At 45.4% G+C, this 22,559-nt stretch carries 21 protein-coding genes; 10 read left to right on the plus strand and 11 right to left on the minus strand.

Going from position 1 to position 22,559, the window contains the following annotated elements; all coding sequences use genetic code 11:
- Positions 1-7: 7 nt before the first annotated feature.
- Positions 8-355: a hypothetical protein gene (locus CLV42_RS02600; RefSeq protein WP_106600329.1), complete on the minus strand. Its 348-nt coding sequence runs from the start codon at positions 353-355 to the stop codon at positions 8-10.
- A gap of 97 nt (positions 356-452) precedes the next feature.
- Here CLV42_RS02600 and ku point away from each other — a divergent pair, with 97 nt between their 5' ends.
- Genes ku through CLV42_RS02615 form a run of 3 tightly spaced genes read left to right on the plus strand, consistent with a single transcriptional unit; the run spans position 453 to position 4,278 of the window.
- Positions 453-1,250: a non-homologous end joining protein Ku gene (gene ku / locus CLV42_RS02605; protein WP_106600330.1), complete on the plus strand. Its 798-nt coding sequence runs from the start codon at positions 453-455 to the stop codon at positions 1,248-1,250.
- Positions 1,247-3,814, plus strand: coding sequence for a DNA ligase D (ligD, locus tag CLV42_RS02610; protein WP_245901419.1), 2,568 nt, complete (start codon positions 1,247-1,249; stop codon positions 3,812-3,814). The genes ku and ligD overlap by 4 nt, the downstream gene beginning before the upstream one ends.
- Positions 3,815-3,840: 26 nt before the next feature.
- Positions 3,841-4,278 carry a hypothetical protein gene (locus tag CLV42_RS02615; protein ID WP_106600332.1) on the plus strand — a complete coding sequence of 146 codons (438 nt, stop codon included), beginning with the start codon at positions 3,841-3,843 and terminating at the stop codon, positions 4,276-4,278.
- A gap of 2 nt (positions 4,279-4,280) precedes the next feature.
- Here the strand turns inward: CLV42_RS02615 and chrA are convergent, their stop codons facing one another.
- Positions 4,281-5,435: a chromate efflux transporter gene (chrA, locus tag CLV42_RS02620; RefSeq protein ID WP_245901422.1), complete on the minus strand. Its 1,155-nt coding sequence runs from the start codon at positions 5,433-5,435 to the stop codon at positions 4,281-4,283.
- Between the two features lie 256 nt (positions 5,436-5,691).
- Here chrA and CLV42_RS02625 point away from each other — a divergent pair, with 256 nt between their 5' ends.
- Positions 5,692-6,732, plus strand: a complete 1,041-nt coding sequence (locus CLV42_RS02625) for an alpha/beta hydrolase (protein ID WP_106600333.1) — start codon at positions 5,692-5,694, stop codon at positions 6,730-6,732.
- An 83-nt stretch (positions 6,733-6,815) separates the two neighbouring features.
- On the opposite strand, the gene CLV42_RS02630 is transcribed toward CLV42_RS02625, so the two are convergent.
- The 3 genes from CLV42_RS02630 to asnS form a co-directional block, all read right to left on the minus strand.
- Positions 6,816-7,772 carry an isopenicillin N synthase family dioxygenase gene (locus CLV42_RS02630; RefSeq protein WP_106600334.1) on the minus strand — a complete coding sequence of 319 codons (957 nt, stop codon included), beginning with the start codon at positions 7,770-7,772 and terminating at the stop codon, positions 6,816-6,818.
- 29 nt (positions 7,773-7,801) lie between these two features.
- Positions 7,802-8,332: an ExbD/TolR family protein gene (locus CLV42_RS02635; protein ID WP_106600709.1), complete on the minus strand. Its 531-nt coding sequence runs from the start codon at positions 8,330-8,332 to the stop codon at positions 7,802-7,804.
- A gap of 517 nt (positions 8,333-8,849) precedes the next feature.
- Complete coding sequence (asnS, locus tag CLV42_RS02640; protein ID WP_106600335.1) at positions 8,850-10,289, minus strand: asparagine--tRNA ligase; 1,440 nt, start codon at positions 10,287-10,289, stop codon at positions 8,850-8,852.
- A gap of 472 nt (positions 10,290-10,761) precedes the next feature.
- Between asnS and rho the strand changes: the two genes are divergently transcribed.
- A complete protein-coding gene (gene rho / locus CLV42_RS02645; RefSeq protein WP_106600710.1) occupies positions 10,762-12,480 on the plus strand; it encodes a transcription termination factor Rho in 1,719 nt (572 codons plus the stop codon).
- Between the two features lie 73 nt (positions 12,481-12,553).
- Here rho and CLV42_RS02650 read toward each other — a convergent pair whose 3' ends face one another.
- The 6 genes from CLV42_RS02650 to trmB form a co-directional block, all read right to left on the minus strand.
- Positions 12,554-13,309, minus strand: a complete 756-nt coding sequence (locus CLV42_RS02650; protein WP_106600336.1) for a LytR/AlgR family response regulator transcription factor — start codon at positions 13,307-13,309, stop codon at positions 12,554-12,556.
- 21 nt (positions 13,310-13,330) lie between these two features.
- Positions 13,331-15,412, minus strand: coding sequence for a histidine kinase (locus CLV42_RS02655; RefSeq protein ID WP_106600337.1), 2,082 nt, complete (start codon positions 15,410-15,412; stop codon positions 13,331-13,333).
- Between the two features lie 17 nt (positions 15,413-15,429).
- A complete protein-coding gene (locus CLV42_RS02660) occupies positions 15,430-15,741 on the minus strand; it encodes a 4a-hydroxytetrahydrobiopterin dehydratase (protein WP_317047974.1) in 312 nt (103 codons plus the stop codon).
- Positions 15,738-16,181 (minus strand): IPExxxVDY family protein, encoded by a 444-nt coding sequence (locus CLV42_RS02665; RefSeq protein ID WP_106600339.1) that lies wholly within the window; start codon positions 16,179-16,181, stop codon positions 15,738-15,740. The genes CLV42_RS02660 and CLV42_RS02665 overlap by 4 nt, the downstream gene beginning before the upstream one ends.
- 146 nt (positions 16,182-16,327) lie before the next feature.
- The gene (locus tag CLV42_RS02670; RefSeq protein WP_106600340.1) at positions 16,328-16,537 is read right to left on the minus strand and encodes a DUF5522 domain-containing protein; all 210 of its coding nucleotides are present in this window, start codon (positions 16,535-16,537) and stop codon (positions 16,328-16,330) included.
- Complete coding sequence (gene trmB, locus CLV42_RS02675) at positions 16,509-17,279, minus strand: tRNA (guanosine(46)-N7)-methyltransferase TrmB (protein ID WP_245901424.1); 771 nt, start codon at positions 17,277-17,279, stop codon at positions 16,509-16,511. Before trmB ends, CLV42_RS02670 begins: the two co-directional genes overlap by 29 nt.
- 818 nt (positions 17,280-18,097) lie before the next feature.
- Here trmB and CLV42_RS02680 point away from each other — a divergent pair.
- From CLV42_RS02680 to gmk, 5 genes are all read left to right on the plus strand, one after another.
- On the plus strand, positions 18,098-18,565 hold the full coding sequence (locus CLV42_RS02680; protein ID WP_012788686.1) for an Lrp/AsnC ligand binding domain-containing protein: 468 nt from the start codon (positions 18,098-18,100) through the stop codon (positions 18,563-18,565).
- A gap of 102 nt (positions 18,566-18,667) precedes the next feature.
- Positions 18,668-19,594, plus strand: a complete 927-nt coding sequence (locus tag CLV42_RS02685; protein ID WP_106600341.1) for a tryptophan 2,3-dioxygenase family protein — start codon at positions 18,668-18,670, stop codon at positions 19,592-19,594.
- Between the two features lie 183 nt (positions 19,595-19,777).
- Positions 19,778-20,497, plus strand: a complete 720-nt coding sequence (locus tag CLV42_RS02690) for a DUF4290 domain-containing protein (protein WP_106600342.1) — start codon at positions 19,778-19,780, stop codon at positions 20,495-20,497.
- Positions 20,494-21,807, plus strand: a complete 1,314-nt coding sequence (gene murA / locus CLV42_RS02695; protein ID WP_106600343.1) for a UDP-N-acetylglucosamine 1-carboxyvinyltransferase — start codon at positions 20,494-20,496, stop codon at positions 21,805-21,807. Before CLV42_RS02690 ends, murA begins: the two co-directional genes overlap by 4 nt.
- 127 nt (positions 21,808-21,934) lie before the next feature.
- The gene (gmk, locus tag CLV42_RS02700) at positions 21,935-22,498 is read left to right on the plus strand and encodes a guanylate kinase (RefSeq protein ID WP_106600344.1); all 564 of its coding nucleotides are present in this window, start codon (positions 21,935-21,937) and stop codon (positions 22,496-22,498) included.
- Positions 22,499-22,559 lie beyond the last annotated feature (61 nt).

Genomic DNA, 22,559 nt, shown 5'->3' on the forward strand with positions numbered 1-22,559 from the left:
AGTTATGTTATGCGAAGATCAACTGATCTTCCCTGTCTTCTACTGGTATTTTCTGGAGAAATTCGTCAAACCCGGATTCTTCATGCGTACTATAAGCACCATATGCATCCAGCACATAGCCTATTTCACCTTCCTGGTCTTCTATCAGATATAACACAGACATATCGGCCGGATCGGACTCCCCTTCAAACCGGTAGGTTTTAATGATTTTGAGTTCTTCCGGATTGTATATTTTCTGTTTTTCGATATTCTGCATTCTGCCGTGATCACTCATCTTCAATTCATGATCGAGGCCTTTTTCATGCAATTTTTGCATCACCCGGCTAAGGGTGGTCATTTCGCCTGGCTTTTCCATAAACAAAGGTTTTTTGATACAGGGAATAAAAATTCAAATCGCGTGCCATGGCATATAGTTTGGTTTTCATTCAATATCACCCTTAAATTATTTTTTTATGAGAGCTGTTTGGTCAGGAACAATCGGTTTTGGGTTAGTCAATATACCCATCAAATTGTACAGCGCCGTGCAGGACAGCAGACTGGACCTGGACATGCTGGATAAAAAAGATCACGCCCATATCAAATTTAAACGCGTGAATGAAGATACCGGAAAGGAAGTGCCCTGGGAACAGATCGTAAAAGGATACCTGTATAACGATGAGTATGTCATACTGGAAGACGAAGATTTTCAGGAAGCAGCACCAGAAAAAAGTAAGATCATCTCGATCGAATCCTTTGTGGAACAGGCAGAAATAGATGATATCTATTTTGAAACGCCTTACTACATAGAGCCAGATAAGGCTGGCGTGAAAGCATATGAACTGTTGTTGAAAACATTGCAGAAAACGGGTAAGGCCGGACTGGGGCGTTTTGTACTCAGAACGAGTGAACATCTCGTCATTATCCGCCCGAGGGACAATTACCTCATGTTGCAACAACTGAGGTTTGAACAGGAAATACGCTCACCGGAAGAATTAACACTTCCTGCCGATAGCAAGATCAGCAAACGGGAACTGGATATGGCCGTGCAACTTGTGGAAAGTTATACTACTGCATTTGACATCAGCCAGTTTAAAGATACTTATCATGAAGAACTGCTCAATATCATCAAAGCCAAAGCAAGCGGTAAGCGCCGCACAGTGAAGAAGATGAAGATAGTACATACCAAGAGCACTGATCTGTTCGACCAGCTGAAGGCAAGTCTTGGTAGTCCCGGCCGCAGCGGTGGCAGCAATAAAAAACGTGCATCATGAGCCTGAGAACATACGATGAAAAACGCAATTTTAACGTCACCTCCGAGCCTAAAGGCGCGAAGAAAAAGGGTGCAGCTAAACAGCACATCTTTGTGATTCAGCGGCACCATGCTTCCCGTTTACACTACGACTTCCGCCTGGAAGTAGATGGCGTACTGAAAAGCTGGGCAGTACCGAAAGGTCCTTCCATGAACCCGTCTGATAAAAGACTGGCCATGCAGGTAGAAGATCACCCTTACGATTATAAAGACTTTGAAGGCGTCATCCCGGAAGGAAATTATGGCGCAGGGTTCGTCTATGTGTGGGATAAAGGAAACTATGAATTACTGCACGAAGACGGAAAAGACTTCGATAAAGAAGCAAACAAAGAGATCCGGGAAGGCAATCTGAAAATACGCCTGAAAGGCAAGAAAGTGAAAGGTGAGTTTGCCCTGGTGAAAATGAAAAACTCAGACGATAATGCCTGGCTGCTGCTGAAACACAAAGATGACTTTGCAGTAAAGGGGGCTTACGACAGTGAGAACTTTACGCCACAGCGTATCAAGGACAGAGGCGTGAAGGAGAAAGAGAAGATGAAGGCGCCTAAAAAAAAAGTAGTGCGGGCAAAGGCAAAAGCCGCTCCCACTAAGCGGGAACAGTTTACACCCATGATGGCAACACTGGTAGATAAGCCCTTCAGTAGGGAAGGCTGGTTGTTTGAAACCAAGTGGGATGGTTACCGGGCAATCGCCGATGTGCGGAAAGGGAAGGTGGAATTGTATTCAAGGAATCATCTGTCTTTTAACAAAGACTATCCGAAGATAGTGGAGGCACTGGAAGACCTGCCACACGATGCCGTACTGGATGGAGAAGTGGTGATCCTGAAGAAAGATGGCTCGTCCGACTTTCAGTCTTTGCAGAACTATAAGAATAATGCCTCTGGCAACCTGGTGTATGTGGTTTTTGACATGTTGCAGCTGGATGGTCAGGACCTGCAGGCAATGCCGCTTATTCAGCGGAAAGAGCTGTTGAAGGATGTTGTTACACAGCTGGACAGCAAGACCGTGATCTTCTCTGAACATGTGCTCAATGATAGTGAGAAGCTATATAAAACAGCTCAGCAGAAAGGCTGGGAGGGCATCATCGCCAAAGAGGCAGAAAGTCTGTATGCAGAAGGCCGCAGGTCTATGTCCTGGCTGAAGATCAAGATTGTGGATGAACAGGAGGCAATTATCTGCGGATACACTGAACCGCAGGGAAGCAGAAAGAAAATAGGATCGCTGGTGCTGGGGGTTTATGATGATAATAATGAGTTGAAATATGTCGGTAACTGTGGCGGCGGACTGAATGGAGCACTGATCAATGAACTCTACGACAAGATGCAGCCTTTCCGGCAAAAGACCTCTCCATTCAAAGAAAAAGTGAAGACGAATACGCCCGTTACCTGGATAAAGCCCGAGTTGGTATGCCAGGTAAAGTTCCATGCCTGGACGAGCGACAGGCATCTGCGTATGCCGATATTCCTGGGATTGAGAAAGGACAAGCCGGCAACGGAAGTGCATAAGGAAACCGCAAAATCTACAAAGATGGCCACAAAGAAAGCCGCAGTACAAGCTACTACTAATACCACTACTACTACTACTACTACTACTACTGCACATACACACGAAAAGGAAAGAGTAGTAACCCTGAATGGGAAGAAGGTGACATTGACCAACCAGCAGAAAATATTCTGGCCGGATGAGAAGATCTCCAAAGGCACACTGCTGGATTACTATATGGAGATGGCTGACTACGTATTGCCTTTCCTGAAAGACCGCCCTTTAAGCCTGCACCGCTTTCCTAATGGTATTAACGACGCAGGCTTCTATCAGAAGGATGTTGATAAAGCAGCAGCGCCCGACTGGCTGAAAACAATTCAACTGCATGCAGCGTCTGCTTCCCGTGATGTGGATTATCTGGTATGTAACAATGCCGCCACACTGGCATACATGGTCAACCTGGGATGTATAGAGATCAATCCCTGGCTGTCGCGGGTGAAGAACCTCGATAATCCGGATTACCTGGTATTGGACCTTGATCCCGAAAATATCGCCTTTAAATACGTGGTAGAAACAGCGCGGGCAATAAAGGCGCTGCTGGATCAACTGGGGCTGACGGCATTTTGTAAAACTTCCGGTGCTTCAGGTCTGCATATTTATGTGCCTACCGGAGCGAAATATAATTATGAAACCTGTCGCCTGTTTGCCGAGTATGTAGCGAAACAGGTGCAGCAGGAATTGCCGGCTATCACAAGCGTGATCCGCAATAAGTCAAAGCGAAATAAAAAAGTGTATATAGACTATATGCAGAACAGCCGTGGACAGACCATCGCTTCGCCATATTCCGTACGTCCAAAACCGGGAGCTACTGTTTCGGCGCCGTTGAACTGGGATGAGCTGACCGACGATCTTGCCATTGCTGATTTCAATATCGGGAACATGGCAGACAGGATCAGGGACGTAGGTGACCTGTGGAAGGATATTGATAAAACAAAGAATGATCTGCGTAAAGTGATCCAGCAAATTGAGGCAACAGCCCAATAATTTTTTCACCTTAAAACTGAAGAGTTATGCAAACAGTAAATCATCGTCACCATGTTAATCTTGCTCCTGTTTACGGGATCATGATAGCAGTAGTGTCCATTGTATTCACCGTGATCTTTTACTACACAGATATGGCGGGTGCTTTATGGACAGGATATTTTGGCAATCTGCTGATGTTCCTCGGTATATTGTTCTCCGTTATTCATTACAATAGCCAGCACCATGAGAAAACTTCTGCATGGGCCTTATTTGGTATGGGGTTCAGGACTACGCTATGGGCTGTGTTTATTATTACATTGTTCACGGTAGCGCTGCATTTTATCTCTGGTGCAGAACGGGAGAATAACTTCTGGATCTACCTGTTTGGTAGTGTGTTTTTCTCAAATGTTATTGTTGGTTTGCTGGCAGCGGTCCTGGCCGCTATGGTGTTCAAAAGGGATCAGACAACGACCAAACCTGAGTGATGCTACATTAGCCAGCCTAAGAGCAGGCAGGCAAGTACTATAAAAGGGGATGGTATACGGGATGTGGAGAGTATCACTAAAGTGGCAATAGTGATGGCAATGTTATACCAGGTAAGTGGGATGGCCAGGAACAATATGATCGTAGCTGCCCACATGATCCCCACCACAGTGGCATTGATTCCTTCCAATGCCCGGTAGATGACCACATATTTCTTCAGATTATGCCATATGGGGAAGAAGAATAAAACCAGCAGCAGGCTAGGTAGAAAAACGGCAACAGGCGCCAGCAGGCATCCCAGTAATTGATAACCCGGACCCAGGTTGCGCATGACCATGCCGCCTACATACGCTGTAATAGAAAAAGTAGGGCCAGGTAAAGCCCGCATGATACCAGCTCCGGTCAGCAGTTCCTCCGCGTTCATAAAGCGGGTATTTGCACGCGATACATACTGTTCCAGCATCATTGCTATCAAAATATCCCCACCACCAAACACCAGGCTGCCGAAACGGTAGAAGTTCTCAAACAGGTTGAACGGACGGCGGGTGATCCAGTTGTGCGTACGTGCCAGCTCGGAAAAGAACCCCGCCAGTATGAACAGCAGGGCAAACAGCCAGATGTTTGTCCATTGTATTTTCTTAGGCTTGTCCTGAATGTCCGGAATACGCTTATCGCTGAAATTGGACACGATCCCCCCCAGAATGATCAGCGCGGGGAATGTCCAGGGTGATTTGAAGAAGTAAGCCGTCAGCAGGGATACAGCCATAATGATAGCGGTAGCCAGGCTGCGGATGCTGACCTTAAACGCCCGCATACTGCCGTATATCAGAAAACCAACAGCCATTGGCTGTACATACTTAAAGATATCGGTGTTCAGCGCTTTCTGATCGAAGTATTGCAGCAGGAAGCTGAGTGATCCCATTAACAGGCACGCGGGAGCTATCCAGATCAGGAGTGTAGCTACAGCCAATGTTACTCCACCCCGTTTGTAACCTATGAGGGTCAGCGTCTGGGAAGAAGACGCACCCGGCAATAGCTGACAAAATGCATTGTATTCCATCAGTTCCTGCTCAGTCACATCCCTTCGCTGGTGCACAAATGTTTTCAACATCATAGCCAGGTGACCCTGGGGCCCCCCGTACGCTGTGATGCTGTGCATAAAGACAGCCCGTAGGAAAGGAATGTGACGTAGAAACACGTTAATGGCATTAATCGGCTGCCCGAATTTCAATAATTTCCGGACAATATCAAACAGGAAAACGACAAACTGTTGATTTTCTTCTGTTAAGTAAAAAACGTACAGGCATAATCCTTGTTGTAAATAAATGGTACTTTCAGGTCAATCAGTATTTCCCACCCTGGTATGATAGCCTTTAAGAAACTGGTATTGAATGGTTTAATAATAGATATAGTTTATGAGAAGACTCCTGATCCTCCTATGCATAACAGTTTCGTTCAGCGCACATGCACAATTGTCTTATTACAACAGCGATGCCTACTGGACCAACTTTTGTTTGCAGGCCAATTGTATCAAGCCGGCGCTGACGGATACTTGTCTTGTATTTGTGAGCAACAGACACTTCAACAGGGATAGTTTACGCTTCGTGGACGAATTTGTAGATACTACAGGGCTAAAATACTTCGTGCTGCAAAAGCAGGCTGAGAAATGGAATGTATTCCAGGTACCGACCCTGACAGATGCCATGCAACTTATGCCGGAAAAACGGGATGTAGTCGTGTATGCGGAAGGGATGGGAAAGATCTTCACGGCCAATGTGGAACGGGCATTATTGATGCGCTCACAGTATAATGTAAATGTGGTGATGTTCGACTATGCCAGCATCAATACTACTTACAGACCCTCCCGAAACTTCAGGTTCGCCCGTAGCAATGCCCGCCTGTCAGCCCCGCAGTACTTCCGGTTACTGCAGCTCATTCAGCAGGCCCGCCAGGATAAGGAAGACTGGGTGGAACACGTAAAGGTCTCTACCTTCTGCCATAGTATGGGGAACATCATTTTCATGGAAATGATGAAACACCAGCCTTATGATCAGCTGAACAAAACACCTTTTATTGATAATGTGGTACTGAATGCTGCATGTGTACCTTCAAAACACCATAAGGAATGGATAGAGCGTATCCGGTTTGCCAATAAGATCTACATCAATTACAACAGGTCAGACTGGCAACTGAAGGGGGCCCACCTGCTTACGCTTGCATCCCAGCTGGGAGAAAAGCCGAAACGTTCGCGGGCAGCCAATGCGAACTATATTAATTTTCATGACCAGGGAGGCCGGCAACATAGTTACTTCCTGAACTTTCCACAGAATGATTACCGGATGACGCAGGAGATGAGAGATTATTTTGCACAACTGTTCAGTGGAAACGGCGCTGTGCTGGAAGAGGAAAAGACATTGGCCAAAAAACAACCTGGGGCGCTGGAAACTGTGAATTAGCAAACAACGAAGTTGCTGAATATAACAGGGCTGAAAAACAGACGATCTGTCTTTTCAGCCCTGTTACTATTTATGCGAGGCTATTATTTCTTCAGGCCGATCTCTCTCAATCTCTCATCCAGGTATTCACCTGCGGTGATCGGTTCATATGCCAGCGGATTATTTGCCGTTATGCAGCTCTCCAGTGCGTTCAGCGGCATCTCTGATTTAGGATGCAGGAAGAACGGAATGGAATAACGGCTGGTATGCCACATGTCGCGCGGAGGATTCACTACGCGATGGGTAGTAGACTTCAGGCGATTGTTGGTGAGCCTTTGCAGCATATCGCCAACATTCACCACGATCTGCTCCGGCAGTGAAGTCACAGGCACCCAGTTATCCTGTTTATCCAGTATCTGTAAACCATCGGCAGAAGCGCCTACCAGCAGGGTAATGAGGTTGATATCCTCATGTTGTTCTGCACGGATAGCAGAGGCAGGTTCCTGTGTGATAGGAGGGTAGTGGATAGCCCTCAATATAGAATTGCCATTGTGTATGTATTCATCAAAATAATGCTCATCCAGTCCCAGGTAGATCGCAATTGCCTGTAGCAGCGCTTTCCCTGATGTTTCGAATGCGCGGTATGCATCGTAAAAGGTCGGCGAAAAAGCCGGGATCTCTTTTACAGCCACATTTGGAGGATATTCGTTAGTGATGGGATCATCATCTTCTACTGTTTGTCCAAACTGGAAGAATTCCTTCAGATCCGGCGCATCATACCCTTTGGCGTGTTCTTTACCGAAGGATGTATACCCACGCTGGCCGGCCAGTTCGGGGATCTCATAGGAACGCTTGATATCCGACGGTAAGGTGAAGAACAGCTGTACGTACTTATACAGTTTCGCAATAAGGTCATCGGAAATGCCGTGATTTTTTACCGCTACAAACCCTACTTCTTCGTATGCTTTGCCAAGCTGCTCTACAAAAGCGCGTTTACTGGCAGCATCGCCCGAAGTAAATGCGGCGAGGTCCACAACTGGAATGGATTGAGTTAGTGCCATAGTAATGAATTTTACCTTACTAAGTTAACTCATTTTAGGTAAGCTTCATCTTCCGGCGTAATGTCAACCATGGCATAGCTTCCCACATGATTGATCAGCATCTCATCCATAATGTCCACCACGTTTTTATAATTGGCATATTTATCTGCTTTGATCAGGACCATCAGTTCATCTTTTTTGTGCTGCTGAATGACACGCTCACGTTTATCGATAATAACATCGCGTATGCCATTTCTATTGGCGAAGGAGGAATGTTTTACTACCGGAGGATGTGCAGGGTCATTCCCGATGCCTTCATAGTAACTGACGCTGTTGTTTGCACCAAGCAGGATCGTGAGCGATTTGCTTTCCGCCAGCATCTGTGGATGCTCCTTATCGTCTGCAGGCATCCTGAGGTCCATTATCTGAGGTTTTGCCAACGCTGTAGTAAGCATGAAAAAAGTAATGAGCAGGAATCCCAGGTCTACCATAGGTGTCATATCTACACGCGTACTTAATTTTCTTGAACGGGTGCCTTTTTTGTGGCCGCGATCGGAGCTGCCGGTATTTATTTCAGCCATTGTGAATAGGTTTAAAGGGTATAAGAATAAATGACTGAAAGCGCTTTCAAGGATATAGATGCGGCTGTAGGGAAATTCCATAAAGGATATTGTATGCGTCGGGATATATATAGCAATTGTTGTGTTGCACGTTTTCGTATATCTGGGAATATATTCCCCGGGATATCGCATCCCCGCCGGAATGTCATGTGTTTCGGGGAACATCGCGTGGTCCCAGGGTACATCACGTGGCCCCGGGGTTTGCAACCCCGGGCTACAAACAAGGGGACTCCTACGGAGTCTATTATGCTTTGTTGGCATGTATGCCATTAAACAAACAATACATAATGCTGGCATAAACCCGATAAACAAAACATCGATAGGCTCCTTTAGGAGCCTCATTGTTTGTAGCCCGGGGTTTTTAACCCCGGGGACAATGACAATGACAACGATACATAACAAACATTCATTAAAACAAAACGCCGTCCCTGTATCACGGAACGGCGTTTATATCTTTCTGTTAGAGTTCAGAATTTATTTAGAATTCAGCACTCTTCGGTGTTCTTGGGAATGGTATTACATCTCTGATGTTACCCATACCTGTTACGAACAGCACAAGCCTTTCAAAACCAAGACCAAAGCCTGCATGCGGTGCGGTACCAAAGCGGCGGGTATCGAGATACCAGCTCATTTCTTCAACAGGCAGGTGCATTTCCTGCATGCGGGTAACGAGTTTATCGTAGTTCTCTTCACGCTGTGAACCACCTACTATTTCACCGATGCCAGGGAAGAGGATATCCATTGCCCTTACAGTTTTACCATCTTCGTTCTGCTTCATGTAGAACGCTTTGATGGCCTTCGGATAATCTGTCAGGATCACTGGTTTCTTGAAATGTTTCTCTACCAGGTAACGTTCGTGTTCGCTCTGAAGGTCAGCGCCCCAGTCTTCTATCAGGTAGTTAAATTTCTTGCTCTTGTTAGGTTTGCTGTTCTTCAGGATGTCGATAGCCTCGGTATAGGTAAGGCGCATGAATTCATTGTTCAGTACGAATTCCAGTTTTTCGATCAGTCCCATTTCACTGCGTTCCTGCTGTGGCTTCTGTTTTTCTTCTTCAGCCAGGCGTTGTGCCAGGAATTCAAGGTCTTCCTTGTTATTTTCCAGTGCATAGCCGATAACGGATTTGATGAAAGCCTCTGCCAGGTTCATGTTATCTTCCAGGTCGTAGAACGCCATTTCCGGTTCGATCATCCAGAATTCCGCCAGGTGACGGGCGGTGTTGGAGTTTTCTGCACGGAAGGTAGGGCCGAAGGTGTAGATATCACCAAAGGCCATGGCGCCGAGTTCTCCTTCCAGCTGACCAGATACCGTCAGGTTGGTAGCACGGCCGAAGAAATCTTCTTTATAATCGATCTCACCGCTTTCTGTCAGTGGCGGATTTTTGATATCAAAGGAAGTTACATGGAACATTTCTCCCGCACCTTCTGCGTCAGAAGCCGTGATGATAGGCGTATGCAGGTATACAAATCCTCTCTCGTTGAAGAATTTATGTACTGCAAATGCCAGGGAATGACGAAGGCGGAAGATGGCGCCAAATGTATTGGTACGAAAACGGAGATGTGCTATCTCACGCAGGTATTCCAGGCTGGGACGGTTTTTCAGCTGCAGCGGATATTTCTCCGGATCACAGTCGCCTAATATTTCCAGTTCTATTGCCTTCACTTCCACCCGCTGCCCCTTACCCATGGAAGGGATCACCTGTCCGGACACGCTGATAGCGGCCCCGGTGGTCAGACGTTTTAACAGATCCGGCGTTACGGAATCCATGTCCAGTACAACCTGGATATTATTATTGGTAGAGCCATCATTCAACGCTATGAATTGATTGTTACGGAAAGACCGTATCCAACCTTTTACCACAACAGGATAATCTGTTTTTTCGTCCTGCAGTATCTGCTTGACTTTCACTCTTTGGCTCATATTAATATAAATTTTGGTGTGCAAATTTAAGAGTTATAGCGCAGACTGCATAGGGAGAATTGATCGCAATGCCGGAAGGAGTAAATAAAATGTTAAATTAAATAGCGGCCCATTAAGCGCTGGTTGGCAGGAATGTTGATAGATATAGAGGATCAAGACCATAGACAGGCTATGGGACAGGGTTCTATAAGGGGAGGTACCGCACGGAGGCTTGTCTGGCTGCTGTTGTAACGGGTTAGAGCAGTGCATTTTTTTTGGATAATAGCGAAACTTGTTTTAATCTTGCGTTATAATCTGCCTGATTAAGTTCTAATTTCCATCTTCATCGGCAGTCCTAAACTCAACATTCCCTATCAGATTTAATAACCAGATTAAATTTATTGGACTCAAAAAACAATTATTTGTAATTGGTGTATGTTGGTATGTAGTGGTACCCACCTCACAACACTTTTAAATTTGACAACACACGATGATGTACGACATCTTACAATTGAACGACATGCTCGTTCCTGAGCTGCTTGACATTGCAGAGAAACTTGATGTGCCAAACGCCAAAAAACTGAGCAAACAGGATCTTATCTACAAAATACTCGATAAGCAGGCAGTAATGGCCTCTGAAGGTAACCCGGCAAATGGAGAAGAAAAGAAAACACGTAAGCGGAAATCAAAGAAAGACGAAGAAGCTGAAGAAGCACATGTAGCAGAAACCACAGCTGCAGACGAAAAACCTAAACGTGGCAGGAAACCAGCTGCCAGCGGCGTAAAAACAAAAGAGTCTGAATTAGAAGAACCTAAAACTCAGGAAACCAAACCAAAGAAAAAGAACTTCGATATAGACCTTGACATCCCCTCTCTTACTTTCGACGATGATGATGATGTAATCATTCCACAGTTTACAGAAGATGCTGAAGAAGAAGAGGAAGAAGAGGAAGATGTAATAACAACTTTGCCACAAGCTGAAGAAGAAGACGAGGAAGAAGAGGACGAAGATGATTTCGTAATGCCGGAAGAACCGGTACTGGCGCAGAAACAGCGCTTCCCTGCAAATAAGAAAGAACCTGCCTTTAATATAGAATTTGATGGTATAATTATCAGTGAAGGTGTACTCGAAATGATGCCTGATGGCTACGGTTTCCTGCGCTCCTCCGATTATAACTACCTCAGTTCACCAGACGATATCTACGTTTCTCCTTCCCAGATCAAATTATTCGGACTGAAAACAGGTGATACTGTGAAAGGCTCCGTACGCCCTCCAAAAGAAGGTGAGAAATACTTTGCACTGCTGAAAGTTGAAACAATCAACGGTAAGTCTCCTGAAGAAGTACGCGACCGTGTACCATTTGATTACCTGACACCGTTATTCCCTTTCGAGAAATTACGCCTGACCACTACTTCAAATAACTACTCAACCCGCATCATGGACCTGTTTACCCCTATCGGTAAAGGTCAGCGTGGCCTGATCGTAGCACAGCCTAAAGTTGGTAAAACGATGTTGCTGAAAGAAGTAGCCAACGCTATCGCAACAAACCATCCTGAAGTATACCTCATGGTAGTACTGATCGATGAACGTCCGGAAGAGGTAACCGATATGGAACGTAGTGTAAAAGCAGAAGTCATTGCTTCTACATTTGACGAACCGGCTGAAAAACACGTGAAGGTATCTGCCATCGCACTGCAGAAGGCAAAACGCCTGGTAGAGTGTGGACACGATGTAGTGATCCTGCTGGATTCCATCACCCGTCTGGCCCGTGCGCATAACACCGTAGCTCCCGCTTCCGGTAAAGTATTGAGCGGTGGTGTGGAAGCAAACGCTATGCAGAAACCTAAACAGTTCTTTGGTGCTGCCCGTAAAATTGAAAACGGTGGCTCCTTAACAATACTTGCTACAGCATTGATCGATACAGGTTCCAAAATGGACGAGGTGATCTTTGAAGAATTCAAAGGTACCGGTAACATGGAACTGCAACTGGATCGTAAACTGGCTAACAGACGTATCTTCCCTGCTATTGACGTATCTGCTTCCTCTACCCGTCGTGATGACCTGCTACTGGAAAAAGATATCCTGAAACGTATTCACATTCTGCGTAATCACCTCGCAGACATGAATACAGAAGAGTCTATGCATTTCATGCTGCAACACATGAGGGGAACCAAGAATAATGAAGAATTCCTGATCTCCATGAATGGATAATATCTCCATCATCCAGATAAAAGAAAATGCCATGTCTCAAGACATGGCATTTTCTTTTTCTCTACTTTCTATATTATCTGTACTGTTTCCAGTGACTGACAAGATCTTTTCTCCTTCTGTCGGCAACCTCCAGCTTCACGCCGTTTTTCAGCACCACCTTATTGCCATCATGCTCAATATTACTGATCTGCGACAGTTGCACCATCTGGTGATTGTTGATCTGGTAGAAACGCAGCGCGCCAAACAGATCTGTGTAATAACGGAATGAACGCTCCGCCTGTAGCGCTTCTTTATCCACCAGGTGAATGGTACATTTTTCGGTATTCGCTTCGAGATAGGCAATCGTATTCAACGGAATGATCATATCATCCTGCTGTGTAACCGGGATCACCAGGTCCATATTAATATTCTTCCCACTGTTGAAATTTTCCAGGAGCACTTTATAACGGGTCGTGCTGGCATGGGCATGAATACGGCCGGTGATCTTGTTGACAGCCGTCATCAGGCTTTCCCTGTCAATGGGCTTTAGTATGATCTCCACTTCACTGAAACGGATGGTGTGGAGGAATTTCTTTTCAAAAGCAGTCACAAACACTGCTTCAAAGGGGGGCGCATCCTTCGTGCCAAGTAGCACATCAAAGCCGGTTCCATCGGGCATTTCAAGATCGAGGAATACTAATTGCGGCTGATGTTCGCGAATGGTGGCAATACCATCTGCACAGTCAGATGCTGTTGCTGCAATCTGCACATCAGGGCAATATTTTTCCAGCATCAGGGATATGATGTCCCGGCTATTGCGCTCATCATCTATAATAACAGCTTTTATCATAGTCCAATATGCTTGTATGGCTTAGAGTTGGGGAATCAGGATCCTTACAATAGTACCACTTTCCGTATCATTGTTTTCCGATTTGTCAATGACGTCGATATGTATGCCTGTATTGTACATTTTGTTCAGCAGCTCCGCCCGGTTAAAGCTGATCTCCATACCGGATGACTGGTGGTGTTTGGGCAGGGTACGCAATGTTTTGGAGCGGATAATACCGATACCATTATCTTCTATCAGGCATTCCAGCATATCCGGGTCTGTCTGATTGAACTGTATAAGCAACTTGCCGATCGGATAATTCGTGTTGGTCATCCCGTACTTCACCGCATTTTCTACATAAGGTTGCAGCAACATAGCGGGAACTTCCAGTTCTGAAGTGGCAATGGCAGGATCGACAATGATCTCGTATTCCATCTTATGCTCAAACCGCATTTTCTCCAACCCAAGATAAGTATTCAGATACGCAATTTCATCTGCCAGGGAAATAAAATTCCGTCGGGAGAAGTCCAGTGTTTTACGTATCAGATAAGAAAAATCTGACAGGTATTTCTGCGCATACTCAAAATCCCGTTGCATCACAAAGAGCTGAATGGAATTCAGGCAGTTGAAAATAAAGTGTGGATTGATCTGTGCACGGATAGCTTTCAGTTCTATTTCTGTCAGCTTTTTATCGTATTCCGTTTCCAGGTGCGCCTTACGTTGTTCTTCCAGTTCCTGCTTCTTGCGTAATATTTCAGTGGTCTGCTCTTTCACCAGTTCTTCCAATTGCTCATTCAGCTTACGTTGCAGCTCTTTATTCTTGTTCAGCTGTTTGATGAGCAGTTCCTGTGTACGCGTCCTTTCATGATGTACCAGTTTATTCCGGTAGCTAAGGCCTGCGAGGAAAAACATGGATTGTAGTAATACCCCTGCTACTATCAGTAGGGAGGGAGCCGACATTTCTCCTAATGCATTGATCAGTCCCAGGGGACGGACAAGCATCAGGAAGGAACCAAAGCTGGCCATGTAAAAGCAAAGGGAACCAAAGAGAAAAAAGCGCACCAGTGGATGATGCCGGGAACGTTTGGCCAATGCTATGAAAACTACCAGAAACGGGAGTAAGGTGGAAATATATACATAACTGTAGATCAGCACCGGCACCTGGTATTGCTCCTGTGCAATACAATAAAAACAGATGATGATGATACCACCAATGATGGCTGCTACTGATGTAAATAGCTTCTCCATAAAAGGATACCGCTCCTGCAGGTTCAGGAAGGTATTCCCGAATGCCAGGTACATCAGGTAAAAGCAGAATAGCAGGGCAGGGATATCCCAGTAATATTTCAACATGGGCCATCGGTAGAAGACAGACAACTGGTAGGGCTGGCTTTCCAGTCGCAGTGTAAAGAAGAAGATCAGGCCCAGCATATACGCCGCAAAGTACATGTACGATTTGTCCGGCAACTGTATATAGTTGATCACGGCAATAGCCAGGCATACCAGCAACATACCCAGCAATACATGGATCAGGATCGTCTCTCCACGGAAATATTCCAGTTGTCCGCTGCGGAATCGCGCGTATTGAAGGGCATTGAAAAGCACAGGCATCAGCCCGTTCTCGTTATAGTACTTATTGTTGATATGAAGAAAGAAAGTACGCGTTTGTCCAGGAGGTACTGTTACACAGAACCCATAATGTTCCCAACGGTGAACATCGCCATGATCTTTCATCAGGCCGGTTTGCATGAGCATGCGGGGTTTGCCGCCTGTTGTATCCTGCACATACCAGTTCATGTCGTCATGCCAGCCTGTGAAGAGTGTCAGTACAGAATCATGGCTGCCTGCGTTTTTCACGTGCAGCTTCAGCCAGCAATTATTGCCCTTTCCAATATGTTTTTTCTCTACATGGAATAGGTGATAGTTGTGGTTAAATGATGCCGAGATAATCTGTTGTGGTGTCAGTACCCCCCGTTTATCCTCCAGGCTCATGACATACGGCCGCAAATCAACAGCTGAACGCAGATGATCGAAATCTGCTACCAGGGTATCTTTTGCGGGTGTATTCGCCGAAGCATTAATGGAGTAACAAAACAACAGGAAAAGTAAATAAATACGAATCACTGTTTGCTAATATATTTTTACAACAAGCCATCTATGGCTTTCGCCAGCTTATGGTCTTTTTCGGTGATCACATCCCCCGCATCATGTGTACACAAGGATATTTCTACCTTATTATAAACATTTGTCCAGTTAGGGTGATGGTCCATTTTTTCAGCAACAAGAGCGACTTTTGTCATGAACGCAAACGCTTCTCTGAAGTTTTTAAATTCGAAGGAACGATATAGTTGGTTCTTTTTTTCTTCCCACATAACAAAAGAATTTAAACATGAAACAAAGCCTTGTTCACGGGTGCAATTCGGCGAAGGAACGAACCGGGAAATGCCGGTCAGAAGATGAGGTTCATCTTATTTTTAATCTCTCTAATATCCAATAAAGATACTAATTGTACAAGCTCTACGTGGCGTAACTGCTCGATTAATTTCTTAACGTCAGCCAACTGATAATAATCGCCTTTGACCATCCAGAGATAGTCTACATTCTTCAGTTCAGGCAGCAGGAACTCGGCCTGACAGTGATTATTATAGAAATAATGAACAGACGATTTTGTCGGCTCCTCAAATTCAAAAACGCTGAAGTAGAATGCCCTGTTGTTTTTGGACAGGTTAATTTCCAGGGAATTATTTACCCGGAAATCAAGGTGCATATAGTTATTAATCTGCCAGCACAGTTGGTAGTCGCGGGCGGAAGACACAATACCAATAACATGGGTTGATTCAAAGAAATCTTCCAGCAGTTGATCCTGGTCCAGCTTTAACTTTAATACCGACATATAATAAATTCTAATACAGTATGCGCCAGGGGCTTAGTTTTAGTCTGTTTTTACCTGTTGCCTTTCGGGAGGCCAAAGTACGGCTTTAAAATTTAATATTCCCTTATCCTTTATTTTAATGCCTTCCGGTGCAGGTAATTCCTGCATCACAGACCTTGCTCTTCCTTGTTATCGGATTGCCGGCTGGCAAGGAGGGCGGTACGTTTAGGCTCCGGTACTTTTTCATATGAGTACGGGCAATGTTTGCAGCCATTGCCACAGCAGTAGCCTCGTTCCAGGAGGAAATGTGCAGTGAACACCATGTAACCGTGTTCATTGTAATAGAAATCAATCCTCTCCTGCAAGGGCTTCGGCATCAGATGGCAGTTTTATGGCACGCCAGTCAAGCGGAGCTTCCGGCAGCCTGAATTTCAGGTAACGGATGGTACGGCCGTCTTCCAGGTGCATTCCTTCATAGAAGGTCTTTATCTGTAACAGGGGTGGCACTTCCGTCATGGCATAGATATCCGGAATATCTTCTACTAAGGTACAGCCGCTCGCTGCGATCACTTCCTGTGTGAAGGCATATAATTCAGCAGAATCTGTTTTCAGGTTGATAGTCCCGTCCTTGGCCAGCAGTGGTTGATACAACTGCAGGAACCTTGGATGTGTCAAACGCTTTTTGGATTTGGAATTACGCAGGAACGGATCAGGGAAGGTGATCCAGATCTCTGCTATCTCGCCGGGGGCGAAATAGTTACCTAATTTATCGATCTGGGTACGGAGGAAGCCGGCATTGGGTATCGGCTCTTCCATGGCGGTTTTGGCGCCACGCCAGATGCGGTTGCCTTTCAGGTCCACCCCAAGAAAGTTCCGTTCAGGGAAGCGGCGGGCAAGCCCCAGCGTATAATCTCCTTTACCACAGGCCAGTTCCAGGGTCAGGGGATTGTTATTCTTGTAGAACGTATGCCATTTTCCAGGCATGCCTTCCGGGTATATCAATACATTCGGAAACGTCTCAATTTCAGCAAAGCGTTGTAATTTCTTTTGTCCCATCGCTGCAAAAATAATGTTTTCCCGGGACGTACCACCCAGACCCGGGGGATCGCCGGTTATCATCCATCAACCCCGGGTTTGTCACCCGGCGGTATAAACACCCCCGGGGTTTGTCGCCTTGTTTCCCCCTGATCCATTCAACTTCGCTTTTCTGTGATTCTGAACTTAGCCATTTACCGGTGCTTTACTTATCGTAATTCATCTATAAACTACTATCCAGCCATATATAACCCATATATAACCCATACCTCTTAGATATGGATTATATATGGGTCATATATGGCTTATATATGGGTTATATATGGGTTATCTCAGGGAATACACTATGGTAGCGGCTTTGCTGAGACGATATAAATACTTGATTATATACTGGGTTATAAGAGAGGAGTATGTACAATAGATAAATGTCTTATATGTGGAGAAAGAGAGTATGGCTAGATAGGTTGGCAGGAAAGGGGGAATGCTATAAAAACAAAAAAGCCTGCTCCGCTTTTAACGGAACAGGCTTTTAAAATCGCTGTAGGGGAAGGAGTCGAACCTCCACGAGGCAGTTAGCCGCAACACAAATAAGATTAGTGGTCAACCCATTATGTTGTGTTTATCCTGTGATCCCCACCCCCGAGACAAGAGGGCATGTCTGCCAGTTTCATCACCCCACAATTTAAAAGAGCTAGTTATTCAATAATTTGCAGTGTTTTTTCGATTATATTCAGCTTTTTAGGCTGACTATTTGTTGAAAACCGCCGTTTGAAGAACTATTATGATGCAAATCTAAAGACATAACCCTTTTCTTGCAAATTTTTTAAGAAAAATTTTTGAATTTTCGAAATTTTTCAAATATTTGCATATAGGTTTAAAACATTCCAAAACAAATTGTAAAAATGAGCCACAATTTGAATATTGACAAACTAGATTTGCAGATCATCAGTGAAATGATGCATAATGCAGAAATCTCCTACGCTGACCTCGGGAAGAAGCTGTTCGTTTCCGGTGGCACGATCCACGTTAGAATGAAGAAATTGCAAGAACTGGGTATCGTTAAAGGTACAAAATTGCATGTAGATTTAAAAATGATTGGTTATGATGTCATTGCCTTCATAGGGATCTACCTCGAAAAGAGTTCCATGTATGATACTGTGGCCAAAGAATTACGCAAGATCCCTGAAATGGTTCGTCTGAACTACACCACCGGAAGTTATAGTATGTTTGCAGAGATCATCTGTAAGGATATTACCCAGCTGAGAAGGATACTGCACGACGAATTACAGAAAATAAAAGGTATAGAAAGGACCGAGACGCTGATTTCACTGGAAGAAAGCTTTTACCGCACTATCAACGTTGTGGAATAGGGATACCCCCGCCACCCCTTCCTGTCTGCTTATCTGTAGTATATTATCTGTAGTGTAGCATATGATCTGGCGGCCGGGAAGGGATCACTAATTTTATTATTTATGGTTACAACTGAAATTGCCGACAAAATAAAGCGGCTGGAAGAGAAGTATGCCGCTATGGGTCAGGATCTTTCTTCTTATCTTGACGGGCTCCTGTACGCGGATTATCTTACCTATTGGGATTATATCCAACTGGATGTTTTATTAAACCTGCAGCATCCCCGAACGCCTATACCCGATGAAAACATCTTCATTATTTACCACCAGATCACAGAGCTCTATTTCAAACTGGCATTACAGGCCATCGAGCAGGTATGCCAGGCGCCCGTACTGACGGCAGACCTGTTTAAGACACAGTTAAGGCGTATCAATAATTATTTCCGGAACCTGATTAACTCTTTTGAGATTATGGTTGATGGCATGGATAAACAACAGTTCCTGCAGTTCAGGATGGCACTGTTGCCAGCCAGCGGCTTCCAGAGCGGGCAATTCCGTAAGATAGAGATATGCTCCACTGCCCTGGTAAACCTGGTGTATGAGCCGCAGCGCGAAGGACTGAGAGCCAGTGAACTGTCTGAGGTCCTGGATAATATCTACTGGCGTAGCGGTGCCACAGAATTGGCCACCGGGAAGAAAACGCTGACCCTGCGGCAGTTTGAGCAGAAGTATATGCATGAATTCCTGTTCCTGGCAGGGCGTTACCGGGAGAACAATATGCAGTTGCGATACAAGCAGTTGTCGCCGGAAGAACAGCTGGAGGTGATGCCACTGCTGAAGGAATACGACCTGAATATTAATGTGAAATGGCCTCTGATGCATTATAAGTCCGCCGTAAGGTACCTGAACCGCAAGCCGGAAGATATTGCAGCGACCGGTGGTACCAACTGGCAACAATACCTGCCTCCCCGGCATAAGCGGATCGTGTTCTTCCCTGAGATCTGGACGGAAGAAGAGCTTGAAAACTGGGGGAAACTGGCGTTCGAATAATTCTTAATTAGTATTATTTTTGGTATGTTTGCATAGAACGGTAGCTTTCACATTAAAAGTCATTCCGTACTGGGACGAGACCAGTTACAAAGATGTTCTCCAATCAGCTTTTGTTGCTTTGTGAATGCGCAAGCAGATCTTACCTTTCAATATTTACACAAAGATTATTTTTTAATTAGCCATATGGAATATAATACAACCCGTAACCATTTGATAATGAAGGAGTACGGAAGGAACATCCAGAAGATGATAGAATACGTGCTGAGTATCGAGGATGCTGACCACCGTCAACAGAACGCCATGTCATTGATTGAGCTGATGGGTACGCTGAATCCTCACCTGCGCAATGTGGAGGACTTCAGGCATAAACTATGGGACCATTTGTTTTTAATATCCGACTTCAAACTGGATGTGGAATCACCCTATCCGATCCCTACAAGGGAAACCCTAAGGGCAAAACCGGAACGTTTGCCATATCCTAAGAAGTATCCACGCAACCGTCACTTCGGCAAGAACCTGGAGATGGTGATCGATAAAGCGATCGCTGAGGATAATCCTGAAAAGAAAGAAGGGTTCACCCAATGTATAGGCAACTATATGAAACTGGCTTATAGCAACTGGCACAAAGAAAGTGTGCATGACGATGCTATCAAGGCTGAGTTAAACGGCATCACTGACGGTAAACTGGAATTCCATCCGGGTTATACCCCTCCGCCAAGTGCAGCCGCAATAGCCAACGCGCCTAACTTCAACACAAGCGCTGAGTTCCTGCCACGTACAAGCAGCAGTAGCAGCGGTGGAAGCAACAAACGTAAGAACTTCCAGCAAAACAAGTTCAAAAACAGCGGCGGGAAAAGCAGTAACAAGCACAGTAACAAATACAATAAAAATAGGAACAAGTGAGTAGTGCTTTTGAAGTCAGAGGCGGCAACCGTCTAAAGGGGGATATTGTGCCCCAGGGTGCCAAAAACGAAGCTTTACAGATCATCAGCGCTGTCCTCCTGACAGCCGAGAAAGTAACCATCAGCAACATCCCCGATATCCTTGATGTGAATCTGCTCATCGAGCTGTTGGGAGATATGGGAGTGAAAACCAACAGGATCAGCCGTGATACCTGTGAATTCCAGGCTGACCAGATCAATCTTCCTTACCTGGAGAGTGCAGAATTCAAGAAGAAATCGGGTAGGCTGAGAGGTTCGGTAATGATTGCCGGTCCTTTGTTGGCGCGTTTTGGGAAAGCATATATCCCTAAGCCGGGTGGTGATAAGATCGGTCGTCGCAGGCTGGATACCCATATTATCGGTTTTGAGAAGCTGGGTGTCAAATTTGTATACGATAATGATGATAATTACTTCCGCCTGGAAGCCGGAGACGGTGGCTTGAAAGGAGCCTATATGCTTCTGGACGAACCTTCAGTGACCGGAACTGCCAATATCGTAATGGCGGCAGTGATGGCCAGCGGAGTAACCACCATTTATAATGCAGCATGTGAACCTTACCTGCAACAGTTGTGCAAAATGCTGAACAGCATGGGTGCCAACATCGACGGAGTAGGTTCCAATCTGCTGACCATCCAGGGGGTGTCTTCCCTGAAAGGATGCAGTCATGCTATGCTGCCGGATATGATCGAGATTGGTTCCTTCATTGGACTGGCAGCTATGACGCAGTCTGAGATCACCATCAAGAACGCCGGTGTGCAACACCTGGGTATCATTCCTGAAAAGTTCCGCCAGCTCGGTATTCAGCTGGAGATCAGGGATAATGATATCTACATCCCTGCACAGGACCAATACGAGATCCAGACTTTCCTGGATGGATCCATTCTCACTATATCTGACCATCCATGGCCGGGATTCACACCAGACCTGCTGAGTATAGTACTGGTAGTGGCCACACAGGCAAAAGGCAGTGTGATGATCCACCAGAAGATGTTTGAAAGCAGGTTGTTCTTCGTGGACAAACTGATAGATATGGGCGCTCAGATCGTATTGTGTGATCCACATCGCGCAGTAGTGATCGGTCTGGGAAGACAACATGCCCTGAGAGGTATCTCCATGTCTTCACCAGATATCCGTGCAGGTGTATCTCTCCTGATCGCAGCATTGAGCGCAGAAGGAAAGAGCACTATTCAGAACATTGAACAGATAGACCGCGGTTATCAATATATTGATGAACGATTGAGAAAACTCGGTGCAGATATCAAAAGAGTCTGACATTTTTAGGAATACTGCAAGCTGCAAGAGATTGGCGCGAACGATCATATTTCATATGGTACGATGCCCGCACCAGTCGCTTGCAGCTTGTGATTTATAGCGGAACCAGGATAATTAGCAGTAGAACATGACCAATAAGATCATCATTATCACAGCCCCTTCCGGAGCAGGCAAAACCACCATTGTAAAAAAGCTGTTGTCGGAAATGCCGCAGCTTGCATTTTCTATTTCGGCTACTACCCGTACAGCGAGAGAAACAGAGGTGCATGGAAAAGATTATTATTTCCTGTCGCTGGACGATTTCCATCAGAAAATAGACGATAACGCTTTCGCGGAATATGAAATGGTGTATGCTGGAAAATACTATGGTACGCTGAAAAGTGAGTTACAACGTATATGGGACGCTGAAAAAGTGCCGATGGTCGATATCGATGTGAAAGGCGCCCTGTCCATCAAAGAGAAATACCATAGCGGCGTATTGACTATTTTCATTGCTCCGCCAACGTTGGATACCCTACGGGTACGCCTCAGTGAACGTGGTACGGAAACGCAGGCCTCCCTTGAGGAAAGGCTGGGAAAGGCCAGGTATGAAATGTCTTTCTCCCATGAATTTGATGAAATTGTAGTGAACGATGACCTTGAAACGGCATATACAGCTGTAAAAAAGCTGGTGACCACCTTTCTGCAATGATCGTATAGTGTTCCGGTGCAATCTTTGTATATGGAATGACCGTACTTATTATGTGGAATCG

It is taken from the genome of Chitinophaga ginsengisoli (genome assembly GCF_003014595.1).
Taxonomy (GTDB): domain Bacteria; phylum Bacteroidota; class Bacteroidia; order Chitinophagales; family Chitinophagaceae; genus Chitinophaga; species Chitinophaga ginsengisoli.

Bases quoted from the DNA above. Each gene is read 5' to 3' on its own strand.
- CLV42_RS02600 (WP_106600329.1), bottom strand. From the start codon at position 355: ATGGAAAAGCCAGGCGAAATGACCACCCTTAGCCGGGTGATGCAAAAA.
- ku (WP_106600330.1), top strand. From the start codon at position 453: ATGAGAGCTGTTTGGTCAGGAACAATCGGTTTTGGGTTAGTCAATATA.
- ligD (WP_245901419.1), top strand. From the start codon at position 1,247: ATGAGCCTGAGAACATACGATGAAAAACGCAATTTTAACGTCACCTCC.
- CLV42_RS02615 (WP_106600332.1), top strand. From the start codon at position 3,841: ATGCAAACAGTAAATCATCGTCACCATGTTAATCTTGCTCCTGTTTAC.
- chrA (WP_245901422.1), bottom strand. From the start codon at position 5,435: ATGCACAGCATCACAGCGTACGGGGGGCCCCAGGGTCACCTGGCTATG.
- CLV42_RS02625 (WP_106600333.1), top strand. From the start codon at position 5,692: ATGAGAAGACTCCTGATCCTCCTATGCATAACAGTTTCGTTCAGCGCA.
- CLV42_RS02630 (WP_106600334.1), bottom strand. From the start codon at position 7,772: ATGGCACTAACTCAATCCATTCCAGTTGTGGACCTCGCCGCATTTACT.
- CLV42_RS02635 (WP_106600709.1), bottom strand. From the start codon at position 8,332: ATGGCTGAAATAAATACCGGCAGCTCCGATCGCGGCCACAAAAAAGGC.
- asnS (WP_106600335.1), bottom strand. From the start codon at position 10,289: ATGAGCCAAAGAGTGAAAGTCAAGCAGATACTGCAGGACGAAAAAACA.
- rho (WP_106600710.1), top strand. From the start codon at position 10,762: ATGTACGACATCTTACAATTGAACGACATGCTCGTTCCTGAGCTGCTT.
- CLV42_RS02650 (WP_106600336.1), bottom strand. From the start codon at position 13,309: ATGATAAAAGCTGTTATTATAGATGATGAGCGCAATAGCCGGGACATC.
- CLV42_RS02665 (WP_106600339.1), bottom strand. From the start codon at position 16,181: ATGTCGGTATTAAAGTTAAAGCTGGACCAGGATCAACTGCTGGAAGAT.
- CLV42_RS02670 (WP_106600340.1), bottom strand. From the start codon at position 16,537: ATGCCGAAGCCCTTGCAGGAGAGGATTGATTTCTATTACAATGAACAC.
- trmB (WP_245901424.1), bottom strand. From the start codon at position 17,279: ATGATAACCGGCGATCCCCCGGGTCTGGGTGGTACGTCCCGGGAAAAC.
- CLV42_RS02680 (WP_012788686.1), top strand. From the start codon at position 18,098: ATGAGCCACAATTTGAATATTGACAAACTAGATTTGCAGATCATCAGT.
- CLV42_RS02685 (WP_106600341.1), top strand. From the start codon at position 18,668: ATGGTTACAACTGAAATTGCCGACAAAATAAAGCGGCTGGAAGAGAAG.
- CLV42_RS02690 (WP_106600342.1), top strand. From the start codon at position 19,778: ATGGAATATAATACAACCCGTAACCATTTGATAATGAAGGAGTACGGA.
- gmk (WP_106600344.1), top strand. From the start codon at position 21,935: ATGACCAATAAGATCATCATTATCACAGCCCCTTCCGGAGCAGGCAAA.